Below are 11,527 nucleotides of genomic sequence, written 5' to 3' on the forward strand. Positions count from 1 at the left end.
GGTTCGGCTCAGGTTTATTTGTCCATGAGTGTGTATGTTCAGCCCGTTTCGTTCCAAAGCCTTCGCCTTCCTGCTGCTGGCCTGTGGTGCCGTGCCGGCCCACGCCGATTGGTATCTGGACGGCGAGTCTTCGCGCCTGTCCTTCGTCACCACCAAAAACGCCCATGTCGCCGAGGTTCAGCGCTTCCTGGTGCTGCACGGCAAGGTCGACGCCAAGGGCCTGGCGCAGGTGCAAATCGAGCTGGAGTCGATCAACAGCGGCATTCCGCTACGCGATGAGCGCATGCGCAAAGCGCTGTTCGAGATCAAGACTTTCCCTGAGGCATTGATCAGTGCGCAGATCGATCTGCGGCCAATCAACGACCTGGCGTCCGGCGCTCAGTTGGAACTGCGTTTGCCGCTCACCGTCAGCCTTCACGGCAAGCAACACGATTACAGCGCCGAGTTGCTGGCGACGCGGCTGGATGACCGGCGTTTTCAAGTGGTGACCCTGGAACCGCTGGTGCTCAACGCCAAGGATTTCGACCTGGCGCCTGGGGTGGAAACGCTGCGCACGCTGGCCGCAGTCTCGGCCATCAGCCTGTCGGTACCGGTGGGTGCGGTACTGATTTTCACGGCGCGCTGAGATGGCCGGGGCGGTGTTTGCGTGGCGTGAAGGCAACCGCTTCGAGCTGATGATCGACGGTCCGCAATTCTTCCCACGCATGCTGGTGGCGATTGCGCGGGCACAAGAACAGGTTGAGCTGGAGCTGTACCTGGTGGAAGCGGGGGCCTGCGCCGAAGCCATGGTTCAGGCGCTGGTGCAGGCGGCCGAGCGCGGGGTGCGGGTGCGTTGCCTGTTCGATGATTACGGCAGCCTGGCGTTTACCCTGAGCCTGCGGCAGCGGTTGATGGCGGCGGGTGTCGAGCTGCGCTTCTACAATCGCCTGAGCTGGCGGCGCTGGGTGCGCAACCTTTATCGCGATCACCGCAAATTGCTGTTGGTCGATCAGGAACTGGCGGTCGTCGGTGGCACGGGAGTGACGGACGAGTTCTGGACGCCCGGCCAGGACACCAGTGAGTGGCACGAAGTAATGGTGGAAATCGTCGGCCCGCTGGTGCTCGACTGGCAGTTGCTGTTCGACCGCCAATGGATCGCCAACCGCCATCGCCGCGCCTGGAAACCCTTCGCGAACTTCGGCTTGCCGCGCCTGCCACGAGTGCCAACGATGGGCGAGGGCATGGGCCGGGTGGCCTATGCCGACGCCCGTCAGCACCGGGACATCCTGCAATCGTTGTTTCGGGCGATCAACAGCGGCCAGCGGCGGATCTGGCTGGCTACGCCGTACTTTCTGCCGACCTGGAAAGTCCGCCGCTCATTGCGTAAGGCCGCCCTGCGAGGCATCGACGTGCGCCTGTTGTTGACCGGGCCGCGTACCGATCATCCGTCGGTGCGTTACGCCGGGCACCGTTATTACCCACGCCTGCTCAAGGCCGGGGTGAAAATCTTTGAGTACCAGCCGTGTTTCCTGCACCTGAAAATGGTCCTGGTCGATGACTGGGTGAGCATCGGCTCGTGCAATTTCGATCACTGGAATTTGCGCTTCAATCTCGAGGCCAACCTGGAAGCCCTCGACCCTGCGCTGACGCGGGCGGTGGCGGCGAGTTTCGAGCATGATTTTGCCTTGAGCCAGCTCGTCAGCCTGGAAGAATGGCAACGTCGGCCGTTGTGGCGGCGGGTCAAGCAGCGGGTGTGGGGATGGGTGGATCGGGTGGTGGTGAATGTGCTGGATCGGCGGGGCTGAACACCATTCTCTAAGCACCAAAAAACAATGTGGGAGCGAGCTTGCTCGCGATGAGGCCATAACATTCAACCTCTGTGTTGACTGTTATATCGCCATCGCGAGCAAGCTCGCTCCCACAGGTACTTCATGTAACTTCAGGGTTTAGAGCAACTCAAAACTCTGCTGCGTCACGTCCTGGGAGTCCAGGCCGATCTGCACGTTGAACTTGCCGGGCTCTGCTGCGTACTTGAGCTGGGTGTTGTAGAACTTCAGGTCGTCCTCTTCAAGGGTGAAGTGGATGACTTTCTGTTCGCCAGCCTTGAGCATCACTTTCTGGAAATTCTTCAGTTCCTTGAGTGGGCGAATCATCGAGCCGGTGACGTCCTGGACGTACAACTGCACCACGGTTTCGCCGTCACGCTTGCCGGTGTTTTTAACCGTCACGCTGGCGTCGAGTTTGCCGCTCTTGTTCAGCGTGGTCGACGACAGCGCCATGTCCGACAGGCTGAACGTGGTGTAACTCAGGCCGTAGCCGAACGGATACAGGGGACCGGTGGTGTCATCGAAGTACTGCGATGTGTAGTTGCCCGGTTTGCCCGGCGTGAATGGCCGGCCGATACTCAGGTGGTTGTAGTAGGTCGGAATCTGCCCGACCGAACGCGGGAAGGTGATTGGCAGTTTGCCCGACGGGTTGTAGTCGCCGAACAGCACGTCGGCAATCGCGTTGCCGCCTTCGGTGCCGCTGAACCAGGTTTCGAGGATCGCGTCAGCCTGTTCGTTCTCTTCGAGAATCGACAGCGGACGGCCGTTCATCAGCACCAGCACCAACGGTTTGCCGGTGGCCTTGAGGGCCTTGATCAGTTCGCGCTGGTTGGCCGGGATGTTCAGGTCGGTACGGCTCGACGATTCGTGGGACATGCCCCGCGACTCGCCGACGGCCGCCACGACCACATCGGCCTGCTGCGCAGCTTTCACCGCTTCATCGATCAGGGTTTGCGCAGGGCGCGGGTCATCCACCACTTCCGGGGCATCGAAGTTGAGGAAGTTTAGGTAGCCGAGAATCTTCGGGTCCGAGGTGATGTTGGCGCCACGGGCGTAGATCAGCGTGGACTGCGCGCCCAGGGCGTTGGTCATGCCGTCGAACAGCGTGACCGACTGCGCCGGTTTACCGGCCGCGGCCCAACTGCCCATCATGTCGATCGGCGCCTTGGCCAGCGGGCCGACCAGGGCGATTTTCGCGGACTTCTTCAGCGGCAGGGTTTCACCCTGGTTCTTCAGCAACACCAGGCTGCGACGGGCAACGTCACGGGCTTCGGTGCGGTGCAAACGGCTGTCGGCGTAGGTGTCGGCCGGATCATCCTCGGCTTTGCCGATCCGCACGTACGGGTCCTTGAACAGGCCCATGTCGTACTTGGCGCCGAGCACTTCACGCACGGCGTTGTCGATATCGCTTTGCTGGATCTCACCGGACTTCAATAGCCCCGGCAGTTCCTGGCCGTACAGGGTGTCGTTCATGCTCATGTCGATGCCAGCCTTGATGGCCAGTTTCGCGGCTTCGCGACCGTCGCGGGCGACACCGTGCTTGATCAGCTCGAAAATCGCACCGTGATCACTGACAGCCAGGCCCTTGAACCCCCATTCCTTGCGCAACAGGTCTTGCATCAACCAGAGGTTGGCAGTGGCCGGTATGCCGTTGATCGAGTTCAGCGCAACCATCACCCCGCCGGCACCGGCATCAATGGCGGCGCGGTACGGAGGCAGGTAGTCCTGGTACATTTTTACCGGGCTCATGTCGACGGTGTTGTAGTCGCGTCCACCCTCGACAGCGCCATACAGGGCGAAGTGCTTGACGCTGGCCATGATGTTCTCGGCTGCAATCGCGCCAGGGCCCTGGTAGGCCTTGACCATCACTTTGGCGATACGCGAAACCAGGTAGGTGTCTTCGCCAAAACCTTCGGAGGTGCGGCCCCAGCGTGGGTCGCGGGAGATGTCGACCATCGGCGCGAAGGTGAGGTCGAGGCTGTCAGACGCGGCTTCCTTGGCGGCAATGCGCCCGCTCAGGCCAATGGCGTCCATGTCCCAGCTCGAAGCCAGGGCCAGGGGAATCGGGAAAATGGTCCGGTGGCCGTGGATCACGTCATAGGCGAAGAACATCGGGATCTTCAACCGGCTGCGCATGGCCGCGTCCTGCATCGGACGGTTTTCCGGACGGGTGATGGAGTTGAACGTGCCACCGATCCGACCGGCGGCGATTTCCTTGCGGATCATTTCGCGAGGCATTTCCGGGCCGATGCTGATCAGGCGCAACTGGCCGATCTTTTCATCGAGGGTCATCTGCTTCATCAGGTTGCTGACGAAAGCGTCCTTGTTCTCAATCGGTGCGGGCGTGGCGGCGGCCAATACAGAGTGACTGGCCAGACCCATGGCAAGGCCCAGCAAACACAGCTTCTTCATGAATAGTGATCTCAAAAGCCTTAACGGACGCCGTGGTTACGCGCCGGTCAGCCAAAAATTAGGGAGCGTCTGTTGTTGTTCGTATAAATGCAGCAAACTTCTGAACGTTTTTCGCGCTGGCATCTTTTAGCCGATTGGTTCGATGCAATCCAGTGGCGGGGGCAGATTATGCCCCAAACGCTCAAGGGGCATACACCTGCGAGGGCCAAGGACTTGGGGCGCGTGTTTTCAAAGGCAGCAGACGATAACAATAATGAATGAGCATTCCTGATCATGGCGTTACTGGCAGAACACGAACAACGCAAGGTCGCCGAGGCCATTGCACGGGTCGAGCGCGATACCGACGCCGAGCTGGTCACGGTGCTGGCCGCGCGGGCTGACGACTACGCCTACATCCCGCTGCTGTGGGCCAGCCTGCTGGCGCTGGTGGTACCGGGCTTGGTGCATATCGCCACCGGCTGGATGAGCCTGCACCTGTTGCTGCTGGTGCAATGGATCAGCTTCATCGTGCTGTGCCTGGTATTGCGTATCCCGAGCGTCACCACGCACCTGATTCCACGCTCGGTGCGCCATTGGCGCGCTTCGAACCTGGCGCGTCGGCAGTTTCTGGAGCAGAACCTGCACCACACCGTGGGCGGAACCGGCCTGCTGATTTTTGTCTGTGAAGCCGAGCGCTACGTGGAGATCCTGGCAGATGAAGGCATATCCCGACGCGTGGACAACACCTGCTGGGTTCCGATCGTTGCCCACTTCACCCAGCAGGTGAAGCAGGGCCAGACGTTGCAGGGCTTTGTGACGTGCATCGAGGCCTGTGGCGAGCTGCTCAAGGTGCATGTGCCGGTGACCCATGTGCGCAATGAGTTGCCGAACCGGTTGGTGGTGTTGGGCTGACTCGATCCTGGGATTTAGAGCCGGGAACTCTAGTGGCGAGGGAGCTTGCTCCCGCTGGGGCACGAAGCGACCCTAAAACCAGCAAACATGGTCCATCAGGTAATCGCGGTTGCCTGCCTTGCGGCTGCTTCGCAACCGAACGGGAGCAAGCTCCCTCGCCACAGGATGTGCACCGTTCGTAAATAACTGCGTGTCCCGACGCCCCATCCCCCCTAAAATACCCGCCATTCCCCGATCCGCATCGCCCGAGGCGTTTTTTACATGTCCGTTACCGCAACTCCCGCCAGCCTCACGCCGGATCATCACGCGCAGTTCATCGACCTGCTGCAAGGCAGCCTGGCCGAGAACGCCTTCATCAAACTGGTGCTGGCCAAGTACGTCGGTGCCGAAGCGGATTTGCAGCGCATCATCATCAAGCAACTGACGGTCAAGGAGCAGGCGTGCCTGTCCTTCGTCTACCGTTACAAGACGCGCGACATCACCAAGAATTTCCCGCTTGAAGACGGCGTGGCGACGATTGCCGCGCTGTTGCCGCAGCAGTTCAAGAACGCCCACCTGCTGTCGCTGACTGATGAAGCGCAACTTGAGTACAGCAAGAAGGGCAAGAGTTCGCTGTTCAAGAGCAAGCCACAGCAACTGCGTGAAGTGCCGTCCGCCGAGCACAACCGCGAGAAGAACCGCTTCCTGGACCTGACCCGGCCGTTCCTCGCCGACCTGGGCGTGACCAACAAGCAGCATGAGCTGATCCCGGCGATGTCGCGCAAGTGGAAGCAGATCAACAAGTTCATTGAAGTCTTCAGCCATGCGCTGACGTCTTCACCGCTGGCGCTGGATAAACCGGTGCGGGTGGCGGACTTCGGTTCGGGCAAGGGTTACCTGACCTTCGCCATTCACGATTACCTGCGCAACACCTTGAAGGCTGAGGGCATGGTCACCGGCGTCGAACTGCGTGAAGACATGGTCACCCTGTGCAACACCGCGGCTGCGCGGCTGGAGCATCCAGGGCTGGTGTTCAAATGCGGGGATGTGCGCAGCGTGGCACCGAGCGAGCTGGACGTGATGATCGCCCTGCACGCCTGTGACATCGCCACTGACTATGCGATCCACACCGGCATTCGTTCCGGCGCTGCGATCATCATGTGCTCGCCGTGCTGCCACAAGCAGATCCGCCTGCAAATCCAGAGCCCGGCGTTGCTCAAACCGATGCTGCAATACGGTTTGCACCTCGGCCAGCAGGCTGAAATGGTCACCGACAGTTTGCGGGCGCTGTTCCTTGAAGCTTGCGGTTATGACACCAAGGTGTTCGAGTTCATCTCCCTGGACCACACCAACAAGAACAAGATGATTCTGGCGGTCAAACGCGCCGAGCCGGTGGACCCGGCCCAGTTGCTGGTGAAGATTCAGGAACTGAAGGATTTCTACCACATCAGTGAACATTGCCTGGAAACCCTGTTGCGGGCTGACGGTTACCTCTGATCCTGTCGCGGGCTGTCGGTTGATGCTGCCCTGTAGGAGCCGAGCTTGCTCGCGATGGCGATTTCGATGACGCCATCGCAGGCAAGCCCGTACAAGGTTTATGCCGTGGCAACACGCGTCGGCTTGACCGCCGTCTTGCGCCCGAGCATCACCGTGACGATCACCCCGGCGGCGAACAGCCAGGTGATCGGCTCGATGTGTTCACCGAAGAACAACGCCGAGAACGCGATGGTGAAGAAGATTTGCAGCAACTGGATCTGACTCACCCGGGCGATGCCACCCATGGCCAACCCGGCGTACCAGGCGAAGAAACCGATGAACTGCGAAAACAACGACACGTAGCCGAAGGCCCACCAGGTTTTCGCCGAAATCTCGCCTTGGTGCTGCAGCGCCAGGTAGATCACCGGGCCGATCAACAATGGCGTCGACAGCACCAGCGCCCAGCAAATCACCTGCCAGCCGCCCATCTCCCTGGCCAACCGGCCACCTTCGGCGTACCCCAGGCCGCCCACGGCAATCGCCCCGAGCATCAGCAAGTCACCGACCTGAATGCTGCCGGCACCGCTGATCAGCGCGTACCCCAGCACCAACGCACTGCCCAACGCGGCGCAGGCCCAGAAGGCTTTCGACGGTCGCTCATGGGACAACCACGCGGCATACAGCGCGACGCACAGCGGCTGCAAACCGTTGACCAGCGCGCCATGGGACGCGGGGAGGGTTTGCATGGCCCAGGCCGAGAGCACCGGGAAACCGAGAATGACCCCGGCGATCACCAGCGTCAGGCCTTTGATTTGTTTCCAGGTCGGCCATTTCTCCCGGCGCCAGAGCAGCAACATCGCTGCCGGAATCGCCGCGAACAAGGCGCGGCCGAGGCCGTTGAGCAACGGGTGGATTTCCTGCACGACGATCCGTGTGAAGGGCAGGGTCAGGCTGAAAATGACGACGCCGATCAGGCCGAGGGCCATGCCGGTGTTTTCGCGCGAGGACATAAACGGCAACCAGAATTCAGGGTGGCGGGAGTGTTTTCATCTAGCCATAAACTTTGGGCGCAGCGCTGCTACAGCTAGACACAGAGTTACACGTACAGTTATGAAGTACACCACCAACCCCGTGGCGAGGGAGCTTGCTCCCGCTCGGCTGCGAAGCAGTCGTAAGCAGCTTGACGCAGTTTGTCTGAAGAAAAGCAGTGCATGGTTTTGGGGCCGCTACGCGACCCAGCGGGAGCAAGCTCCCTCGCCACAGAAATACCTCCGGGCCACAAATCGTGCTCGGCTCTACGTAGTAGGCGGTTATTACCCGGCCATCCGGATTCGGACTACCTTGAATACTCTTGCTTGCCCACGTATTTCTCAGAGGAGTCATCCCCATGGCCGCGAAAAAGATTCTGATGCTGGTTGGCGATTACGTCGAAGACTACGAAGTGATGGTGCCGTTTCAGGCACTGCTGATGGTCGGCCACACGGTGCACGCGGTGTGCCCGGGCAAAACTGCCGGGCAAACGGTACGTACCGCCATCCATGACTTCGAAGGCGACCAGACCTACAGTGAAAAACCCGGTCACCTGTTCGCCCTGAATTTCGATTTCGCCAAGGTCGATGCCGCAGATTATGACGCGCTGCTGGTGCCGGGCGGTCGTGCGCCGGAGTACCTGCGGTTGAACGAAAACGTCCTGCAACTTGTGCAAGCCTTCGACAAGGCCGGCAAGCCGATTGCGGCCGTCTGCCATGGCGCGCAGTTGCTGGCGGCGGCGGGGATTCTTGAGGGGCGCGAATGCAGCGCTTACCCGGCCTGTGCGCCGGAAGTGCGTCTGGCCGGTGGCACGTTCATCGATATTCCGGTGACGCAAGGTCACGTTCAGGGCAATCTGGCGACCGCGCCGGCGTGGCCCGCGCACCCGCATTGGCTGGCCGGTTTTCTCGGTTTGCTGGGTACCAAAATCACTTTGTAAACGCAGGCCTGCCCATGTGCGAACTCTACGTCAAAGCCGACCCGATTCTGTACGAGTCACGCTCGCGCTCGCTGCGCATTTGCGGGGTGGTGACGACCTTGCGCCTGGAAAATCAGTTCTGGGACATCCTCAGCGAAATCGCCGAAGTCGACGGCATGACCACCAATCAACTGGTGGCCAAGCTCTATGAAGAGGTGATGGACTATCGCGGGGAAGTGGTGAATTTCGCCTCGTTCCTGCGGGTCAGTTGCACCCGTTACCTGAGTCAGCGGCGGGTGATTGAACCGCAATTGTCGGTGGTGCGGGCTGCGGCAAAGTAGGGACGTGCGCATCGACCCCTTCGTCGGAGCGCCGCCCGGAGCAGGCGTTCCGACGAGGGGGGCGGACCGGATCAGAAGAACCGTGTCACGCTGACCTTGGCATTTCGGCCCTGAGTGTAGGCGCGGTCGCCGCTGAGGGCCGGGCGGAATTCACTGTTGAACAGGTTATCGACCGTCAGGTTGACCTCGGTGCCCTTGAGGTACGGCTGCTGCGGCTTCCAGTTGGCGAACAGGCCCTGGGTGTTGTAGCTGTCGTTGGGGTACTGGTCGTAGAACACGTCGCCGACGGTGTTTTTACCCGAGCCATAGTGGTCGCTCGGCAGGCGATCGGTCTTGCGTACGAACTCGCCCTGCCAGCCGACCTGGGCATCCCACGTCGGGATTTTCACGCCCAGTACGGCAATCCATTTCGCGGGCGGAATGTCCCGCGCCCAGACGTCCGGCCCCCATGGATTGGTGTAGGCACCTTCGTGCTTGCCGCTGATCCACGAGTAGGACAGCGAGCCGAACAGGTAGGTCGAGTCGTAGAAGCTCTCGACCTCGAAGCCCTTGATGGTCAGCGAACCGATGTTGCGGTAGTTGCCCATCGGCCCCATGCCCTTGCAGTCCGAGGCGATGGTGCCGCCCTTGATGGCCTGGTTCTGGCAGCCAACGCCGGTGGCCTTGAAGATTTCGTCGTCGATCTTGTTACGGAACAGCGTGGTGCGGATCTGCACACTGTCACGGTCGGTGAAGACGTTGGCGAAACTGGTGATGTTACCGGCCCGCAACGCGGTGATGCGCTCGGGGTCCAGGTCGGTGCTGGTGGCGGTGCGGCTGCCCAGGCCCTGGACTTCGTACTGCTCGTCGATGACCGGCGCACGCCAGGTTTTGCTGTAGTCGGCGAACAGCGCGACATTCGGTGTCACTTTCCAGAACGCTGACAGACGCGGCGACCAACCGGCGTAGGTCTGGTCGCTGTAGTCGTGACCGAAGCTCGGTTTGGGGTTGTTGTAATACGGCGCCTCGTTGGCCTCGCCACGGTTGCGTACGTGGTCGTAGCGCAGGGACGGGGTCAGGGTGAAGTCACCCAGGGTGATGGCGTCCTGAATATAGAAGGCGTTGGCGTCGACCTTGCCCTGCGGCATGAAGCTTGGCTGGAAGTGGCCGTAGTTGTACTTGGGGGTGTCGTAGGTCTTGCCCGGCATCCACATTTCGGTTTCACGCTGGTGCTTGCGGATCTGCACGCCGGTGGTTACCGCGTGCTCCAGCGGGCCGGTGGCAAACAGGCTGATGTTGCGCAGTTCGAGGATACGGTCCTTGTAGGCCGTGTCCATTTTGCGGCCGCCGGTGGCGGTCTGGTAAAACGCCGTTTCGCCGCGCTCGTCGGTCTGATCGGTGTTGGACTCCGAGTAGCTGATCTTGAAGTCCACCAACGGGTTGTCCAGCGGCTGGTACAGGTATTTGCTCGACCAGGTGGTGTCGGTCGTCTGACGGTTGGCGAGGAAACGCTTCAGCGCGTTTTTGTAGCCATAACGGTCGATGGCGTACTGATTGGGTGGTGTCGGGAAGCTGGCGGACGAAAACGGCGTCCAGCGTTCGCTTTGCGAGCGCGAGTAAGAGACACCGACGCTGTGCTCATCGTTGAGGTGAAAGTTGAGCTTGAACAGTTGGCCGTCCAGGTCCTGGGCACTGTTGGGCAGGCGCTGCGGATTGACCGGGTATTCATGGTCCGGGTCGTCGATTTTCGCAGCCAGTTTCATGTCGTCGCCATCGCGCTTGGTCAGGTACACCAATGCATCGGCGCGGCCATCGTCGGTGCGCCCGTACAACGCCGAGCTGTAGACCTGCTGATGGTCGTTGCTGGAGTAGCCATATTTGACCATCGCCCCGGTGTTGCGACCGTCCTTGAGCATGTCCGGCGCGTCTTTGGTTTCCATGTGCACGGTGCCGCCGAAACCGCCGTTACCGCTGGAGGCCGAGTGCGGGCCTTTTTCGACTTCGATGCTTTTGATCAGCTCCGGCTCGATGAAGATCGTGCCTTGCTGATAGCGCTCGAAACCGCTTTTGGTCGCGCCGTCGACGGTCAGCGGCACGTCTTCCGCGTCGCCCAGGCCCCAGATGTTGATGGTCTGGCCACCGGGTTTCATCGAGCCGCCCATGGACACGCCGGGCAGGGTCGCCAGCAGGCTGGGGATGTTGTTCGGCTGGTGACGGTCGATGTCGGCCCTGGCTCAGCGTCGAGCGGCCGACGGTGCTGGAATCGACTTCGGTGCCGGTGCCGATCACGCTTTGGGCGTCGAGTTGCAGGGCGCCGCCGCTGCTGGTGGTGCTGTCTTCCTGTGGGCGTACGACGTAGGTCTGGTCGATTTTGATCAGGCTGAAATTGCTCTTGTCCAGCAACTGGCGGATCGCCGTTTCAGGGCTGAAGTTGCCGTCGATGGCCGGGGCCTTGATGTTGCGCAGCAATTCTTCATCGAACAGCAACTGGATCTTCGCCTGCTGGGCGATCTGGCTCAGCGAGCTGGCCAGCGGTTGGGCGGGCAGGTGCAGGCTGATCGATTCGGCATGGGCGTTGAGGCTGAACGCCAGGCAGGTGGCGATCAGGGTCGGTCGGATGCAGAGGTGCTGGAAATGATGAGACGCGCGAAACATTAAATCCCCCAGGGCGGCCAAAGGCCAAAAAGGCGTACGTG

General features: G+C 60.9%; 8 protein-coding genes and 1 pseudogene. 6 read left to right on the top strand and 3 right to left on the bottom strand.

From position 1 onward, the window contains the following. Nucleotides 1–34 precede the first annotated feature (34 nt). Both AABM54_RS06900 and AABM54_RS06905 read left to right on the top strand, forming a co-directional pair. Nucleotides 35–625, top strand: a complete 591-nt coding sequence (locus AABM54_RS06900) for a YceI family protein (RefSeq protein WP_347904534.1) — start codon at nucleotides 35–37, stop codon at nucleotides 623–625. A gap of 1 nt (nucleotide 626) precedes the next feature. Next, entirely contained in the window at nucleotides 627–1,784 is a 1,158-nt protein-coding gene (locus tag AABM54_RS06905) for a phosphatidylserine/phosphatidylglycerophosphate/cardiolipin synthase family protein (protein WP_347904535.1), read from the top strand. Between the two features lie 141 nt (nucleotides 1,785–1,925). Here the strand turns inward: AABM54_RS06905 and bglX are convergent, their stop codons facing one another. Continuing rightward, entirely contained in the window at nucleotides 1,926–4,217 is a 2,292-nt protein-coding gene (gene bglX, locus AABM54_RS06910; protein ID WP_347904536.1) for a beta-glucosidase BglX, read from the bottom strand. 273 nt (nucleotides 4,218–4,490) lie between these two features. Between bglX and AABM54_RS06915 the strand changes: the two genes are divergently transcribed. Both AABM54_RS06915 and AABM54_RS06920 read left to right on the top strand, forming a co-directional pair. Then, the gene (locus AABM54_RS06915; RefSeq protein ID WP_347904537.1) at nucleotides 4,491–5,108 is read left to right on the top strand and encodes a hypothetical protein; all 618 of its coding nucleotides are present in this window, start codon (nucleotides 4,491–4,493) and stop codon (nucleotides 5,106–5,108) included. 261 nt (nucleotides 5,109–5,369) lie between these two features. Further along, entirely contained in the window at nucleotides 5,370–6,584 is a 1,215-nt protein-coding gene (locus AABM54_RS06920; RefSeq protein WP_347904538.1) for an SAM-dependent methyltransferase, read from the top strand. A gap of 98 nt (nucleotides 6,585–6,682) precedes the next feature. Here AABM54_RS06920 and AABM54_RS06925 read toward each other — a convergent pair whose 3' ends face one another. Further along, a complete protein-coding gene (locus tag AABM54_RS06925) occupies nucleotides 6,683–7,573 on the bottom strand; it encodes a DMT family transporter (RefSeq protein ID WP_347904539.1) in 891 nt (296 codons plus the stop codon). Between the two features lie 377 nt (nucleotides 7,574–7,950). On the opposite strand from AABM54_RS06925, the gene AABM54_RS06930 reads away from it, so the two are divergent. Both AABM54_RS06930 and AABM54_RS06935 read left to right on the top strand, forming a co-directional pair. Then, entirely contained in the window at nucleotides 7,951–8,532 is a 582-nt protein-coding gene (locus AABM54_RS06930; RefSeq protein WP_347904540.1) for a DJ-1/PfpI family protein, read from the top strand. A 14-nt stretch (nucleotides 8,533–8,546) separates the two neighbouring features. Beyond that, nucleotides 8,547–8,852 (top strand): ribbon-helix-helix domain-containing protein, encoded by a 306-nt coding sequence (locus AABM54_RS06935; protein WP_347904541.1) that lies wholly within the window; start codon nucleotides 8,547–8,549, stop codon nucleotides 8,850–8,852. Between the two features lie 71 nt (nucleotides 8,853–8,923). Here AABM54_RS06935 and AABM54_RS06940 read toward each other — a convergent pair. Further along, a pseudogene (locus AABM54_RS06940) lies at nucleotides 8,924–11,486 on the bottom strand (TonB-dependent hemoglobin/transferrin/lactoferrin family receptor). Nucleotides 11,487–11,527: the final 41 nt, after the last annotated feature.

This window comes from Pseudomonas purpurea, from assembly GCF_039908635.1.
Lineage (GTDB): Bacteria > Pseudomonadota > Gammaproteobacteria > Pseudomonadales > Pseudomonadaceae > Aquipseudomonas > Aquipseudomonas purpurea.